General features: G+C 38.6%; 13 protein-coding genes and 1 riboswitch. Of the genes, 3 read left to right on the top strand and 10 right to left on the bottom strand.

Annotated features, from left to right (window positions below):
* Positions 1 to 12: 12 nt before the first annotated feature.
* Both HWV00_RS09985 and HWV00_RS09980 read right to left on the bottom strand, forming a co-directional pair.
* The gene (locus tag HWV00_RS09985; protein WP_211686104.1) at positions 13 to 3,057 is read right to left on the bottom strand and encodes an efflux RND transporter permease subunit; all 3,045 of its coding nucleotides are present in this window, start codon (positions 3,055 to 3,057) and stop codon (positions 13 to 15) included.
* Positions 3,058 to 3,077: 20 nt separating this feature from the next.
* Positions 3,078 to 4,154 (bottom strand): efflux RND transporter periplasmic adaptor subunit, encoded by a 1,077-nt coding sequence (locus HWV00_RS09980; RefSeq protein ID WP_211686102.1) that lies wholly within the window; start codon positions 4,152 to 4,154, stop codon positions 3,078 to 3,080.
* A 333-nt stretch (positions 4,155 to 4,487) separates the two neighbouring features.
* On the opposite strand from HWV00_RS09980, the gene HWV00_RS09975 reads away from it, so the two are divergent.
* Entirely contained in the window at positions 4,488 to 4,925 is a 438-nt protein-coding gene (locus HWV00_RS09975) for a TetR/AcrR family transcriptional regulator (protein ID WP_211686100.1), read from the top strand.
* On the opposite strand, the gene HWV00_RS09970 is transcribed toward HWV00_RS09975, so the two are convergent.
* The gene (locus HWV00_RS09970; RefSeq protein WP_211686099.1) at positions 4,926 to 6,989 is read right to left on the bottom strand and encodes an alpha-amylase; all 2,064 of its coding nucleotides are present in this window, start codon (positions 6,987 to 6,989) and stop codon (positions 4,926 to 4,928) included.
* 215 nt (positions 6,990 to 7,204) lie between these two features.
* Between HWV00_RS09970 and HWV00_RS09965 the strand changes: the two genes are divergently transcribed.
* On the top strand, positions 7,205 to 8,374 hold the full coding sequence (locus HWV00_RS09965) for an alkane 1-monooxygenase (protein ID WP_211686096.1): 1,170 nt from the start codon (positions 7,205 to 7,207) through the stop codon (positions 8,372 to 8,374).
* Between the two features lie 550 nt (positions 8,375 to 8,924).
* Entirely contained in the window at positions 8,925 to 9,089 is a 165-nt protein-coding gene (locus HWV00_RS09960) for a hypothetical protein (RefSeq protein WP_255555005.1), read from the top strand.
* 75 nt (positions 9,090 to 9,164) lie between these two features.
* On the opposite strand, the gene HWV00_RS09955 is transcribed toward HWV00_RS09960, so the two are convergent.
* From HWV00_RS09955 to HWV00_RS09925, 7 genes are all read right to left on the bottom strand, one after another.
* Positions 9,165 to 10,169: an adenosine deaminase gene (locus HWV00_RS09955; RefSeq protein ID WP_211686092.1), complete on the bottom strand. Its 1,005-nt coding sequence runs from the start codon at positions 10,167 to 10,169 to the stop codon at positions 9,165 to 9,167.
* Between the two features lie 68 nt (positions 10,170 to 10,237).
* Positions 10,238 to 10,337, bottom strand: a riboswitch (purine riboswitch).
* Positions 10,338 to 10,390: 53 nt separating this feature from the next.
* Positions 10,391 to 10,843, bottom strand: a complete 453-nt coding sequence (locus tag HWV00_RS09950) for an MEKHLA domain-containing protein (protein ID WP_211686090.1) — start codon at positions 10,841 to 10,843, stop codon at positions 10,391 to 10,393.
* A 117-nt stretch (positions 10,844 to 10,960) separates the two neighbouring features.
* Positions 10,961 to 11,593, bottom strand: a complete 633-nt coding sequence (locus tag HWV00_RS09945) for an SDR family NAD(P)-dependent oxidoreductase (RefSeq protein ID WP_211686088.1) — start codon at positions 11,591 to 11,593, stop codon at positions 10,961 to 10,963.
* A gap of 99 nt (positions 11,594 to 11,692) precedes the next feature.
* Positions 11,693 to 12,886, bottom strand: coding sequence for a hypothetical protein (locus HWV00_RS09940; RefSeq protein ID WP_211686086.1), 1,194 nt, complete (start codon positions 12,884 to 12,886; stop codon positions 11,693 to 11,695).
* Between the two features lie 6 nt (positions 12,887 to 12,892).
* Complete coding sequence (locus HWV00_RS09935; protein ID WP_211686084.1) at positions 12,893 to 13,708, bottom strand: outer membrane lipoprotein-sorting protein; 816 nt, start codon at positions 13,706 to 13,708, stop codon at positions 12,893 to 12,895.
* Positions 13,709 to 13,723: 15 nt separating this feature from the next.
* On the bottom strand, positions 13,724 to 16,087 hold the full coding sequence (locus HWV00_RS09930; RefSeq protein ID WP_211686082.1) for an RND family transporter: 2,364 nt from the start codon (positions 16,085 to 16,087) through the stop codon (positions 13,724 to 13,726).
* 205 nt (positions 16,088 to 16,292) lie between these two features.
* The gene (locus HWV00_RS09925; RefSeq protein WP_211686080.1) at positions 16,293 to 16,892 is read right to left on the bottom strand and encodes a TetR/AcrR family transcriptional regulator; all 600 of its coding nucleotides are present in this window, start codon (positions 16,890 to 16,892) and stop codon (positions 16,293 to 16,295) included.
* Positions 16,893 to 16,961: the final 69 nt, after the last annotated feature.

Here is a 16,961-nt window from a genome sequence, read left to right as displayed (position 1 = left end):
TTGGTGTGCCTGCTAATCAGGTGACTTAATATCCATAAAAATGGTATATAAAACAGGCACTATTAACAGTGTTAATAGTGTGGCGAATGTTAAACCGAATACAATTACAACGGCCATTGACTGGAAAAACGCATCAAAGAACAGTGGAATAACACCAAACACTGTCGTTAGTGTTCCCATCATCACTGGGCGTACACGACTTGTGGCTGAATCAACGACGGCATCAAACTTCGCTTTTCCATTTTTGATTTCAAAGTCCATTTGATCAACAAGTACAATCCCGTTTTTAATCAGCAAACCTGATAATGATAAAATACCAAGAATACCCATGAACTCCAGCGGAATACCTGTCACGACCAAACCAAACACGACGCCAATCGTCGCTAAAGGAACCACCAGCCAAATAACAAGAGGTTGTCTAATTTTTCCAAACAAGATAACAACCACCAGCACCATCGCCAAAAATCCAAGTGGAATTGTCGACATTAAGTCGCCATTTGACTCTTCTGAATCACCAAACTCACCACCCCACTTTAAGCTGTATCCATCAGGTAAGTCTATTGCTTCAATCTGTTGTCTTAATCGAGATAATAGCGTTGACGGTAGTTCTTCAGCATAAGGATCACATTGTGCTTTGATTGTAAAAATACGGTTTTCACGACGTATTTGCCCGTCTCTCCAGATTGTTCTGAACCCGTCTGTCACCTGAGTAATAGGCACAAACTTACCTGATATCACACTTAATACCTGAATATCATTGATATCATTAATGCCTTTATTCTGTGCGTTCGGTATTCTAGAAATAATGGGGATGAGGTCTTGCCCTTCTCTGTATATCCCAATCTGCTTTCCTGAATAAAACTCTGAAATAGCATTAGCTAAATCTTCCCTCGAAATACCTGCTCGTCGCCCTTTGCTTTCCGAATATAAAGGCTCAACAACACTAACAGGTTCACGCCAGTCGTCTTTAATCGACAGTGTTCGACCGTCTTCAATCATGATCGCTTTTGCTTTATTCGCCAATTGACGTAATACAGCAGGATCGGAACCTCTAAATTCAGCCTCAATTTTTGAACCGCCACCAGGTCCAAGTACAAATCGCCATGCCTTTGCCTGTGCATCAGGATAGTTATCACGAATAAAGTCCTGAACGGTTGGTATCATGTCGTCGATTTTACGATAGTCTTTAACTCTTATCAGCAGTTGACCATAAGCGCTATTATTCGACTCGCCTGAATAGGTCAGCATATAGCGAATACCGCCACCGCCGATTAGTGTTTGAACTGCATCAACATTATCCATCTCAAGCACAAAAGCTTCTAACTCTTTCATGTCTTGTTGAGTCTGTTCAATTCGCGTTCCTTCCGGTAGCCAGTAATCAACCACCAGCTGAGGGGTCGTCGATTGCGGAAAGAAACCTTGAGTCATAAATTGCGCGCCCCAAATAGAAGTCAAAAATAGCGCGACAACACCAATCACAACCGACCAACGATGCTTTAACGCAGCAATCATAAAGCGTTTATAAAAAGTAAAGAATCGACTCTCTTTCTGCTGGGTTTGTGCTGAATTAGCTTCTGGAAATAGCCAGAAACAAGTTAAAGGCGTAATCGTCACCGCAAAGAGCCAGCTAAATAGCAGTGAAATCATCACAACCCAAAATAGATGACCGGTATATTCAGCCGTTTCTCCGGGCGCAAAGCCAATTGGAGCAAATGCAATAATACCCACCAGCGTGCCGCCTAACAGTGGCCATTTAGTTTGCTGTACAACGCTTTTCGCTATCTCAAGTTTTCGTTGACCTTCTTTAACACCAACAAGTATGCCTTCAGTCACTACGATGGCATTATCAACCATCATCCCTAAGGCAATAATCAACGCGCCTAACGAGATACGATGCATTGGAATATCAATAAGGTGCATCGTCGCTAATGTCGCAGCAATCGTTAGAATAAGAATGAAACCAATAACCAGTGCTGAGCGCATGCCCATAAACAGAAACAAGATAACAATAACGATGATCAGCGCTGCAATCACATTCACAATAAAGTTATCGACAGATGCTTCAACAATATCACCTTGATGATAATACTCAGACACCTCAATACCTAAAGGACGTCTACTTTCAGATTCTTTAATCTTATCTGTGACAGCTTTACCGACAACAACAACGTTTCCCCCCGACACATTAGACACACCTAACGCAATTGCAGGCTTACCGTTGTAACGAACAATCTTGTCACTCGGTGTCGTATACGAACGATAGACATGAGCAATGTCTTTTAAATAGATAACTTTATTGTTATTACCTGTAGACACTAATAGATTTTGAATCGCACTAATTGAATCAATGGCACCAGATGGATCGATAACAATACGTTTATTACCAATATTTACATTACCCGATGAAATAACTGCATTTTGTTGTTTTAAAATGTCATAAACATTAGACAGTGACACACCAAGTTGCATCGATGTCTCGGCAGCAATTTCAACAAATATCGCTTCCTGTTGTTCCCCTGAAAGTTGAACCTTACCGACACCATCAACTTGAAGAATGTCTTTTTGTAGTGACTTTGCATAGGTTCTTAATTCAGCCGCCTCAAAGTCATCCCCGGTAATGAAGTAATACAGGCCATACAAGTCACCAAAATCATCATTAACGATAGGCGTTGTAACATTAGGTGGCAAAGCCCGTTCAGCATCCTTTATCTTATTTCTTAATTTTGTCCAAATAACTTGTAGGTCGTCTTTGTCTTTAGAAAATTGGTATTTTATATCTACCGTGATCTCAGACAGTCCCGCCGTTGACTTCGAACTAACCTTCTTCACTTCCTGTATTTGTTGCAACGCAGTTTCTAAGGGTTCCGTGACTTCTCTAGCCACTTCTTCAGGGCTGGCTCCGGGGTATTGCGTAAAGATTAATGCCGTTCTGATTGTAAATTCAGGGTCTTCGAATCTAGCCATGTCTTGATAGGCTGACCACCCGCCCAATAATGAAAGGAGAATGACGATGACACTGAGTACTTGGTTTTTTATAGAAAACTCTGCAATATTCATAATTGATTATCCAATCTCACTTAGTTTTTAATCCAAGGACGTACTTTCATACCCTCAGATAGAAATGAAACACCCGCAGTAATCACCGTTTCGCCCTTGTTTAAGCCACTTTTAACGATAAGACTCTCACCTACGCCATTCTCTATCGTCACAACTCGCTTAAACACGGTCATCGTGTCTTCATTAAGTACCCATACAAATAAGTGTTCTTCTTGTTTTGTTAACGCAGACATAGGGATACGCACAATCTCTTTTGAATTAACTTTCGTTGGATCTTGAAAAAATACCCTTGCGTTCATTCCCGGTAATATATTAAGTCCGGCTTGAGGTGAAAAATAGAAAGTCGCTTGGTAGGTCTGTGAGTCAGTATCTGCTTCTAATGAGATTTCTTTCATAAACGCGGGTATTTTTTGCTCTGGAGCCGCATTTAATACGATGTACACAGGACTCTCAGTGTTTGATTCTTGAGATTTAGCGATGATAGATGACGGTAAGTTGATTTTTGCTTCGAGCTTATTCAGAGCAAGCATAGAAATCACTTCATTACCTTGTTGTACAGTCTGATTACTTTTAAGGTCTATTTTAGAAATGTTACCCGCGTAAGGTGCACGTAATACAGTATCATCCAAAGACTTTTGTGCCGTTTCTAGATTCGCTTTGTTAACATCTCGCTCTGCTCTTAACGACTCATACTTGATAAGTGAGATAATATTCTTTTTGAAAAGTCCCTTCGAACGACTAAACTCAGATTCGCTTTTATCAAATTGTGCTTTCGCTACATCAACCTTAACTTGATAGTCTCTTGGGTCTAGCGTGGCAAGAACATCTCCTTTTTTCACTTCCATTGATTCATTAACTTGAATAGACGTAACGATACCACTGACTTGAAAAGCCAAGTTAGAGGAACGACCAGCTTGAATAACAGCCGGAAAAGAAAGTAAACGACTGTGTTCGCTATTACCTATATTGAGTAATTTAACCGGTCGGATCACTTCTGCATTGTTTTTGGTGACCTGAATCTCTGATTCACAGCCAACAAATAATACTGAGGCAGATAACAAAAGCGCACTTTTGCAGTACTGATTGAATGGCAACATGTAAAGCCCTTATGTAAAGTCCTTAAAAATAAAGTCAATATATATTAAGTAATTACATTATATTCATACCTAATAATACCGCGTAAACAGGTAACACCAATGAGAGTTACCCCATCAAATAAGTGTGTATTTTTACCAGTGATGATGAATCCTAACAAAGTTAATTGAACTTTTAAAGTACACCGTACTTTATTTTGATTTCATGGGATCAAAGTTAACTTGCGCGATGTTATAATCCACCAGCCCACTGGTTTACTATTAAGCGATAATTACCCTTTGCTAGGCATAACTGTATTTGGCAGGTAATATACGTTGTCAATTAGAGGAAGTAAGATGCCAAAAGTAAGCCAAGCAGTAGCGAAAGAAACAAGACGTAAGATCATTAGTTGCTCATTTGAGATTGTGCTTAATCAAGGTGAAGATGCCCTGTCTTTTCTTACCATCGCCAAAGCGGCGAATATTAGCCGTTCAGGGATCCTTACTCACTTTAAACGTAAAGAGTTTTTGATCGATGAAATACGGCCTATGCTATCGGCGCTTATACTTGAACCGCTAGATTTATCGTCACCTGATAAGTTTTTGAAGTCATGGATAAAAATCATTGATGAAGACGCGAGTTATCGCCAATTATTGACCAATTGCAAAGACATTATGAAGAGTGTCGGTGGCGCCAAGAATCTCATAGACCTGATCCAAGGCGACAAAGAAGAAGTGAAGCATGCTTTATGCTATGCCATTGGTTATGCGACTATTTTTTATCCTGAAGAGTAATCATAAGACCCTGTTACCAACAAAAGCAACAACGACCTTATCGGCCCCTAATGTACGAGAAAACGCATAGCCGTTTTGTTGCTTAAGCACCTTGTGGTTCCCCGCGCCAATTGCGGGGTGTTCTTGTCTAAATTGCCCAAGTGTTTGCCAGTGTTTTAACAACTGCTGACGATTAATATCTAACGACCAACTCATATCAGAACGTGTACCTTGGTGGAAATCATCGGCATAAGGGCCTATATTTCTCGCAATTTCGTCACCATAGTAAACTTGTACGGCCCCAGGACTGAGCAGTAGTGCACTTGCTGCATTACGTTGCATTTCAAATGATTTAAACCGTCCAAAGAAAAGCTCCGTATCATGAGAGGACATATAACTAACGGGGTTAAAGTCTGGTTCTTCTTGGAGTGTATCAGCGTAACTTTGGTATGTATCTGCCATCATACTAAAACAGGCAGCACCTTGGTCCATCTTCTTCTGCATATCAAAATTTATCAAGGCATCAAAGCCGTCATCATAATAAGGACTACGATATGCGCTGTGCCCCCATACTTCACCCATCATCCAAAATGCTTGCTCGCTTTTATTATTCTCTTCTCGCCAATCATTTAAACTGTTAGTCGCGGCTTGCTTTAAGCGCGTCCATACATCACCAGACACATGCTTTACAGTGTCTATACGGTAACCATCAATACCGAAGCGTCTTACCCAATCAGTTTGCCAGTCAATAAGATAGTCTGCTACCGTGTAGTTGTCACGGCTAATGACTCGCGTTCCTGGATTCGTTAATAACCATTGTGGTGGTATGACAGATTTAGTGGACTCTGTAATAAAGTCAGGTAAACCAGCAAGTGATAAAGTTTGATCGCTACTACCGGGTTTGGGATAATTAGGTAGGCCAGAACGAACCCAATCACCTCCCCACCAACGAGCCCATTCATCGCTGTTATAATCGACACTGTCATTAAAACTATGCCAGTTTTGTCCTTGATTAGGTTGCCAATCAGACCATTTAATAGGTAACGTTTTGGATAAGTTAACGACAGGAATTTGATCACGTTGTAGATCCGCTAATGTGGCATATCCAGGGTGATTGATAACGACATCAAGTAATACTTTAATATCCCGCTTATGCGCTTCTTCCACCAGCCGCTTAAGATCATCTTCATCACCAAAGTTATTATCTATTTTGGTGAAGTCTCGAGCCCAATAGCCGTGATAGCTATAAAATGGAAATGTACCCGCATTACCACCACCCACAAAGCCGTGAACCTGCTCTACAATAGGTGAAAGCCAAATAGCACTTGTTCCTAGACTTTCTATATAATCAAGCTTCTCAATAACACCTTTTAAATCACCACCATGAAAAGTGCCGACTTCATCTTTGCCATCTTTATGACGTCCATAGCTATTATCATTACTTGTATCTGCATTATTAAACCGATCAATCATAACAAAATAGATATTTGCATTACGCCAGTTAAATTCCGTTTCTTTCACGGGTGTTTTTACTGGTTCCAGTAATATTAGACCACCGCTATTAGCCGCTGGCGTTAGAGTTACTCGCTGCTTAATAACAGTAACAACCTGACCGCTTAACTTATCTTTTAATTGCGTTCCGTCTTTATAAGTATCAGCAAGATTAATTGTCACCTCTCCGCCATGATAGGCGTCACACTGAACCTGTGGCAGAGGACGCTTAAATACTTGTTTTGTGGATTTCTTAGGTTGTCGTTTTACCAAAATAGTCTTTTTTTCGGCATCGAATATAAATGCATAATCGCCATTAAACCTTATTTTTATAGGCAACTCGGTCGAGGTAGCACAATTCAACCCTAAAGGCTGATTGAACCTTACCTTTTGTTCTTTTTGAGCAATACAGTCTCCTTTAATACCAGTCACTTTTAAGGTGTAGCTTGCTTTTGTAAGTGGCACCACCAGCGGTGACTCATGACTAAGGGGAAAATCGCGACTATTCGTACTTGTTGAAATAGTGAGATTAGGAAAAGCAAACAAGCTTGGACTGGCAAGCAAGAGCATAAGACTAATTTTATTAAACTTCATATTCCGACCTGAGTTATATCAATAATTTATATCATGATAAAACGGAATATAAAGTCAGACATCATCCCCGCTAGCTACGCCCCAAATAGTTAACTAGATCAAAGTTTTAGTTCCATAGGTGTAGAGTATGTGAATAATCAAAGGCGTATACACTAGCGCTTAGCCTAAGGCCGACTATTATAAACAAGTATAAATCACCTCATAGAGAGCAAAGTATGAATTCTTCAGGGACCTTTATAGCGGATGATGGCACGACATACGTGGATAAAAAGAGATATTTTTGGTTATTTTCTCTTTTATTACCCAGCATAGCCGCCGCTGGACCACTTTTGTTTATGGCTTTTAATCATGAATGGTTGCTCTGGTTCTTTTTCCTTTTTAGCTATGTAACTTTTCCCATCATAGATCAAGTCATGGGTGAAGATACCAGTAATCCCCCTGAAATAATTATTCCTCAGCTCGAGTCAGATCCTTTTTATCGTCGTATTACGCTCCTACACGTTCCCGTCGTTATCACTGTATTTATCTTTTGCGGGTGGTTTGTTGGTAGTCATGATCTAAGTTGGAGCGGTTATCTAGCAACAGCCTTGTTGGCAGGTAATGTAGGTGGTCACGGCTTAAATATAGGTCACGAATTAGGTCATAAGAAGAATAAATTAGACCGTAAATTAGCAAAATTGGTGTTAGCGATTGCTGCTTACGGCCACTTCTTTATCGAGCATAACCAAGGACACCATAAACATGTTGCGACTCCTGAAGATCCGGCCTCATCAAAAATGGGCGAAAACATCTATAGCTTTGCCCTAAGAGAATTACCAGGTGCCATCTTACGAGCACATCAATTAGAAAAAAGACGTTTAAAAAATAGAGGTAAATCAGTCTATTCTTTTGAAAATGAATTTCTACAATCAATAGTATTAAGTTTTTCAGCCTATGCAAGTCTAGCCGTTTGGCTAGGTTCAGGTGTTATCCCTTATTTATTCATTTCTGCATTTTGGTCAATGTGGCAATTGACCTCTGCAAACTATATCGAGCATTATGGTTTGTTAAGAAAGAAGCTACCTAATGGCAGGTACGAACGACCTCAGCCTCATCATAGTTGGAACAGTAATCATGTGTTTTCAAATTGGGCTTTATTTCACTTACAACGCCATTCTGACCATCATGCGAATGCAACGCGTAGCTATCAATCGTTACGTCACTTTAACGGATTACCCACACTGCCAAACGGTTATTTTGGTATGTATCCCATCGCCTATATCCCTTGGTTATGGTTTAAGATCATGAATAAACGCCTTGTTGAGGTGACTGAAGCTGACATAACTAAAATCAATATATTACCGAAGAAACGAGAGCAGCTAATCGCTAAGTACAAACTTACGTAGCCAGATCATTAACCAAAAAGCTTCCCATGCCAATACCGACTACTTGTATGGGAAAGGTACTTCTGCGCCCATAAAAGAGAGTGATAAACTATATTAAGCAGCATTACTTATCTGGAACTTACAACAAGGCGTTTATTTTGAATTTTGAATTTTGAATTTTTAAGGAGTCTTTCAGCTTCAGGGCTATTCACTACAGGCTATTCACAGGCCATGAAAACGATAGCTTAATATTTGACGCTGAGTTATCAGAAACGAATGGCTTAACATCCGTTATTGACCCAGTGACAAGTACCCTTGCTGTATTTGGTACGCTAAGTATTGAAATCATTCATATATATCATACCTATTCATTTACTCATATTCATTTACTAAACCTGAACATAAACAATCAAATTTAAAATTTGATTGTTTATAAGCGCATTTTGATTGTAAAATACATGCCTCATATTTTCTACAATCCATAGGTTATATTCGCTTGGAACTTAAAGAGTTGAAGGTTTTGTTTGATAACGGAGGCCTGAAATCGGTCATAATTAAACGCGCACCATTAATGAACGGTTACATATTAATTGTAAAAACAGCAAATAATAATGTACACGTGATGACGTCACAACGTGAAGAGTCAAATACACCACGTGCATTTAAGAGTATTGATGCTGCAGCTGCGAATGCCCAAAAGGTTGGTTTTAAACAGATAAGTATCGATTTAAGCTAACTAAAAATAACACTGTATATAAATACAGCGTTATTTTATTCCCCGTAAAAATGAGACTTTTACGGGATTCTATGACTAATTATTCTCTAAATAAGCTTTATTTATCATCATCAACCGGTTTTTTTCTCGTTGCGGGATAAAACTGGCCTCAATTGCATTAAATGTGAATTGTGCGATTTCAGCTTTAGACATTTCATGTGCATTACTAACAGCCATAAAATTATCAGTCATGTAACCACCAAAGTATGCTGGATCATCAGAATTGATGGTGACGCATACATTTTTTCGTAATAGCGCAACAATGTTATGTTCTTCCATGTTATCAAATACCTTAAGTTTGATATTTGATAAAGGGCAAACGGTCAATGGTGTGCGTTGCATTGCGAGCTCTTTCACTAAACTCTCATCATCAGAACAGCGAACACCATGATCAATACGTGTAATTTGTAATAAGTCTAACGCTTCACGGATATTACTCGCCTCACCTTCTTCGCCTGCATGCGCGACAGCTAAAAAGCCTTCTTTCGTGGCAGCTTTAAAAACACGTTCAAATTTACTCGCTGGATTACCATTTTCAGATGAGTCTAGACCAACCGCAACAATCTTATCTTTATGTTCAAGTGATTGATTTAATGTTGTAAATGCAGACTCTTCATCAAGGTGACGTAAGAAACACATGATCAATTGACTGGTAATACCCAGTTCTTCAACTGCTTTAGATAAGGCGTTATGAATACCGTTAACAACAGTATCAAAACTAATCCCACGTTCAGTGTGTGTTTGCGGATCGAAAAATATTTCGGTATGTACAACATTATCATTTTTACAGCGGAGTAAATAAGCCCAGGTCAGATCGAAAAAATCTTGCTCTGTGATTAATACATTCGCACCTTGATAATAAATGTCTAAAAATGATTGGAGGTTATGGAAATTGTAAGCATCTCTAACATCTTCGAATGATTTAAATGGCAGCGTAATATTATTACGTGCAGCAAGTTCAAACATGAGCTCAGGCTCAAGAGTGCCTTCGATGTGTAAATGAAGTTCAACTTTAGGTAAGCTCTGAATAAATTGTTTCATAATTTAAGTTCCTAATAAAATTTATTAAGTACTTCTCTTTAATAACAGACACTACAAAGAGAAAAGTACTAAAGTACTAAACTCTTCGTAATCAGGAATTATTGGTTCCTGGTAGAGACCCCTAATCCATATCATTAGGGTTATACGAAGGGAGAACTAATTGCAGAATTGAAATGCCGAATTAGTTTGAAACTGATTGTACAGAATGTAATTTAGCAAGTCTATGGTTTAAACATAGCAGCTTGACCACGAAAAGCCCCATTGTTATCAATAAGATTCCACACAGTGGCGTTTTCTATCCAAAAAGTGCGACCAGTGGAGGAAATACGCAAACCACGATAATCATCAATAAAACCAAACTGTGTCACTCTCGAAAGTAAATCCTGCCTTTCATGTCTATCCATTGGCTTTGCGGACTTTCTTGATGGTAGAGCGATAAAGTCTAACCAGTTAAGTTCAAATGCTGTTAATGCCGACTTGTTGCCATAATTAAATATTGGATCGCTTTCGATGCCGTGTGATACAACGACAAAATCAGCTTCAAACAATGCTTTAGCGACATTACTACCATGATTATCAATGAGTTTTTTACCCGTGAGACGTTGGTAACTTGATATTAATAAATCGGCATGCTCATGAAGGTATCCGTTTTCTGAACAGGGTTGTTGTTTCATTGATAAGGTCCTTGTTATCTATGCGTATCGAGCCAAGGACCTTATTATTACATAACTCTTTGTATACTTGATATCAGTACTCGTAAGTTATAATGAGTGAATAACGAGGAGTAATAATCATCCGTAAACAATTGTCGGATCAACGCATTCAAAGACTTTCTGTTTTGTATTTTCGTCAAGTAATAGCTGATGAGCTAATCGCGCAACTTCATGACGATGAATTAAACCGTGAACCTCTTTACGCTGTGTTAATTCTCCAGTATTCGTCACGTCACCATCTTTGAGTCCACCCGGTCGTAAGATAGTAAAATCTAATGTGCTCGTTTGTAAGTAAGACTCTGCAAGTGATTTTTCTCTTACTGCGTTACCAAAACCTGCTTTAGAGCGCGCTGACATAAACTGCCAAGAATCACCACAACCTAATGAAGTTACTAATAAAAATCGATTTACCTCTGCACTTTCTAATGCATCAATAAGATGTCGATGACCAATATAATCAACCGGTACATCTGCACGGAAACTACCCATAGTTGAAATCACAATCGCGTCTTTATTAAGTAATTCGACAACAGCTGAAACTTGCGCCTGATCCGTTGCATCACATTGATACGTTTTATCGCATAATGTCGAAAGTGCATTTTTTTCAACATCACGTGCAATACCAATGACTGATATTCCCTTACTGGTAAAGTAATTGACCATCGCAAGCCCTAAACCACTTGCCGCACCAAATATAACAACTTCATTCATATTATTAGACACCTAGTTATTGATAATGATTATCATTATATATTGATATCCTTATCTGTCACGACATTATTAAGTAAAATAATGTCGCTTATCAGCTATTTAAAAGTATCCATTAAACTCAATTCTTGCGTAACTGTCCTTACGTAAATCATAAGTGGGATCGCCTAATGACGAGTTACCAAAATATCGTGCTTCTACGCTCATACTCCAGTAATCAGTTAATCGATGCTGCGCTTCTATCGACATAATAACTGAATCATCATCGAGATCTGCACTGCCTATTAATAGGATTTCAGTACTATCTGCATTATTCAATACCCAACGTGTGCCAACAACGATATCATTTTGTTGTAAACTCGCCAAATCAGCATCACGCTGATCATATTGATATTCAACAATAAGTCCTAAATCGGTACTGCTTCCAGAAAGCCCTACAAGGGTATATTCAAAACCCGATACCGACGCAAAATAATTATCATCACTATCAGGTAGTACGGCAATGGTCTCCATTTTCCAAGCCCAATCTTCAATCGTCGCTTGAACATCAAGACCGTACTGCTGAATCTGTCGATAATGAGGCGTTAACGCCACAATACCGTTACTATCAACATTGGGGGTAAGTACCGGGTTTCGGTCTGTTCCGTTAAAATAACTCAAGCCTATATCAACGAGATCAATAACATGACTCCAACGAAAAGCATAATCAATGTGAGACTGCTCTTTATCAGATTCATAAGTGGCGTTATCCTGATCGACAATAATACTGGCTCGTAATCTCCCTTCTTCACCTGCAAATGTACGCTCTCTAAAACCCGGCAAAATGAACAATTCATAAGCACCATAGTCAGTTTCATATAAGGTATTAATCATAGGTTGGCCAAGTTTTTCTTCCCCATCTATACTTTCAACCAAGTCAGTTTGATTAATAATATCAACAAGATGTGCCGATTCTGTTACGCCCCAAAATACTTGTCGTACCCCTGCATACAATTCAACACTATTAAACGCACGCCAATAATATAGCTCTCTAATATCAGCATGTGTTCGCTCATCATCACTATCAAATCGCCCAAACAAACTCGTTTCAAAACGTTGATCACCATTATCCCAATCGTGATAATAATCAACGTTTGCACTTATTGACGCATAGCTATTTTCTTGATTTTCATAGATTGCAGGTTCAAAAAATGACGTCGCTTCAAGGCCTATATTTCCTGAAAATTCACCACTAACACCGGTTGGAATAAAGCCAGCTAATGTAAATGCTGCGACCAAAGGTAAAATCTTATGCATCCTTTCTTACCTCGCCCGCGATAAGCTGTTACGGCTAAAATCGCGATCAGAAAAATCATTATCAAACTTCCAATTTTTGAAATTAAGTACCGTTTTTTTACTGGTTTTATGGTTTATCATGCTCCAAGTATCTGCACGCCAATATTGTCCGAGATACTGATTAAAATCACTAATCGATAAAGTTTTAAGTAACTCACCGCCACGATTAAAGTAATTTACTTTCCAAACACGGTACTCCTCCGTATCAAAAAATACCTCCTGACGTGAATAACCTGATTTTAAATCCTTTGGATCAAACTCAATGACATAATGTTCACGACCATCAAAGCTCTCATTTTTCAGATAGTTATAACTATACTTACTGACTTCTTGCGAGGCGATATCTTCGAATGCAAACTCGCTTCCCATAAATGGACCAGATTTATTACTTGATGCGATTCGCTTAACACGTTTTAGCGCGGGCAAATATAACCATTGATCATCCGCGCCTTCTCGGTGTGTATAAGACAAGAAAGCAGTGCCTTTTACATCACGTGGATTATCAAACACTATCTGTGATTTATCACCGTCATTTTCCTGCTCCATCGTTTTGTTACGCATGATTCGTATCGATTCTTCACCATGTCGATTCGTTAATATCATCTCCATCGACGCTGAAGAATCACCGAATCCTTGATCTCGTTTATCAGCTTCAATTACAATCGCGAGCCCTTTTTGTTGTGAGGTTTCAGCAAATGCAGTTGTTGTATTAACAGCAGTAAATAATGACATTGCCAATAATGAAAATCGTAATACTTTGTTTTTAATGTTAAATGTGTTCATTTTTATATCCTTATATTATGCAGATGCTAAATTAGTCGTCGAACTTTTTAACTCACTACGGTGCTTCTTTCTGTGACTACTCCATGCTTCCATTTTTAATAACAGCACTGGCAGTAATAAGAAATCGGCAACCATAGCGATAGCGATTGCAACGGCTGTCAAAATAGCCATGTTAGAATTCATGCCAAAACTTGATTGCGCTAAAACACTAAACCCAGCAATGAGTACAAATGAAGTCACCACTATTGCAGTACCAACTGTCGAGAATGCATAACGAATTGCCGCTTCTGGTGACAAGTTTTTCTCGCTACGAGCGCGTTGATATTTACTTAAAAAATGAATGGTATCGTCAACAACAATACCAAGTACCATACCAGTCACCATCGCAACAGCTAAGTTCACTTCTCCGACAAACAGGCCCCATAACCCAAATGCTAAACCTGCAGGTAACAAATTAGGAATCAAACTGACAACACCTAATTTAACGCTACGTAATGCAAGGCCAATTAGCACCGAAATAATCACAACAGCAAGCAACGTACCGACGATCATACTTTGCATATTACGCTCTGAAATATGCGAAAACATCACGGCTGGACCGACACCAATTGCATCAATATCTGCATTTACTTTTAGCCAATGACTACCACGTTCAGCAATTTCAACTAGATCACCAGACGGCATATTACTAACAGTAACAATGACTTGTGTTGAAGATTTACTTACGTTAAGTTGATTGTTTAGGTCTAAACCATAAGGTAAAGAGAGTTCATAAAGCAGTAAGTATTGTGCTGCTGATTGAGCATCTTCAGGTAACCGATAGAATGTTTCATCATCATTATGTAAATTCATATTCAAACGTTTGAACGTATCTGTAATGGTATTGACGTGTCTAACTTCAGATTGGTCACGTAACCAATCTGTAAAGTCACTTACCTTTTTCAAAAATGTAGGATCACTTACTCCATTTGCTTCACCAGAATCGAGCGAGTATTGTATTTGGTACACACCTGTAAATTTCGCATCAATAATTTCACTCGCTTGTCTAAATGCCATCGACTCGTCAAAGTAATCGACAAAATTATCATTGAGTGTATTTTTAGGAATAAATGACAGCAGTAATACAGAAATTAAAGTTGATACGATTAAAATAGGTTTTTGTTTACGAATGACCCAACGCCCCAATCCTTCCATTCTATTCTTTGATTTTGTTTGCACTTGTTTTATTCGTAACGGAAGTACTAACATCATCGCTGGTAGTAACGTTAACGAAAGTAACATCGCAGCCATAACACCAACGGCGGTGATATTACCAAGATCATGGAATGGTGGAGACTCACTAAAATTCATTGATAAAAAACCAATTGCCGTCGTCACAGACGTTAAAATTACAGGGGATGCATTGATACGAACACTATTTTTAACTGCAGCCAACTTCGTCATTCCAGATCGCATACTTGATATGATCGTACTTAATATATGAATTGAGTCAGCAACCGATAGAGTCATAATAATGGTCATCGAAGCTAAAGCTGGTGGTGTAAGTTGGATCCCCATATACCCAGCGACGCCCATACCAGACATAATCGAAAACATAATCACGACTAGTGTTCCCAACGTGGCCGTAAACGAGCGTAATAATAATAAAGCAACAAACAAAATAATCAGGTACATGGCTGGAACAAGAGTTGTCATATCAAGTGTTGCAGCTTCGAAAAATGAATTACTTAACATGATCATGCCAGCTAAATGAATTTTAACTTGAAACTTATTTTCAATTTCCGACACGAGTTCTCGCGCTTGCTCTACAAGCAAAGGTATTTCGTCGAGTGATTTTTGTGGCAGTTGAAATGTAACATTAACACCAGCTATAGATGCTGATGGATTAATTAATTGACCATTCAAAAATGGTTCAGATAAAGCGACATATCTCGCTTCGGCTCTTTGTTGATCTGTCATCAATGCACTATCTGTGATTAAATCACGCACCCAAAGATCATCATCTTCAGCGGTTGTATGTTGAAAATTTGTAGGGGAATCAACACGTAAGGTATAAGGTAATAACCAAGATTTAGTCGTTAATTCTTCTAACGCCGATAATGCATTTGTCGAAAATGCCTCGCCATCCTCAGGAACAATCGCAAATAATATATTGTCTATCTGAGTATAAGTGCGTTGTAGCTGTTCGTATTCTATGAGCTGTGGATTGTCCGGACTAAAAAATACGCGGTAATCATTATTAAATGCAAGTAACCGTCCACCGCTACTCAATAACATGACCAAAACAACTGACGTTATTATTAATAACCAGCGCCACTTAACAACCCATTCAGCATAATGACCAAATAGATCATTAGAAATATCCGTTTTCTGTTTCATTTCGTTTCCTTTTTACAAAAAATTCAACTTAAACTAGTCAATAAACAACTACATACCGACCGATTGGTATGTAGTTGTTTCAAAAAAAAGTTTAAAAATTGTTCTTTCAAACAATGTTTAAACTCTATTAATACAGTAAATATTAGTCATAAATACTCTATTTAGCGAATGACAATGACACTAAAAATAATCATTCGCTCAAATATTAAGCTCGTAGGCTTTCTAAATAGTTCTTCATACCATCAAGTAAATCAATCATTTGCTGTCGATCACGAGACACTTTAATCAAGCTCATCATACCTTGAAAACAAGAAACAACGAGTAATGCAGCAGCTCGACATTCTACATCTGCTTTAATTTTTCCTGCACTTTGCATTCTTTCAAATGCCTCACAAAACATACGCACTTTTGTTTGGTACATATTGTTTGCCAGTTCTCTAAAACCTTCATCTTGCGATGACATTTCTTGCGATATGGTATTTACTGGACAACCACCAACCATATCTTCTTCGCAACCCATTGTTGGCATCATAGTAAAGAGCTCTGATAATGAAGTAATTACATCATCTTGTGCTAAAACCGGTCTGAACATTTCGTAAAACTGCGCAACAAAAACCTCTTCAAAAACGGCATAGCCAAGGGCCTGCTTATTTTTAAAATGATGATAAAGCGCACCTTTCGACACATTTGCTTTCGAAATAATATCTGACAAACTCGTCGCTTTATAACCATTCTTCCACATTTCATCTGCGGTGATCTCTAAAATCGTTTGTCTTGTTAATTCTGCATCTCGAATTTCAACCATTGTTACTCTCTACTCATGTTACAAATACTGCGTTCGAATCAATATCGTTATAAAAATGTTGTACATATA

The sequence above is a fragment of the Moritella sp. 24 genome, assembly GCF_018219155.1.
Lineage (GTDB): Bacteria > Pseudomonadota > Gammaproteobacteria > Enterobacterales > Moritellaceae > Moritella.
Note: the sequence above shows the minus strand (reverse complement) of the source record. Positions and strands in the feature narration are given on the sequence as shown.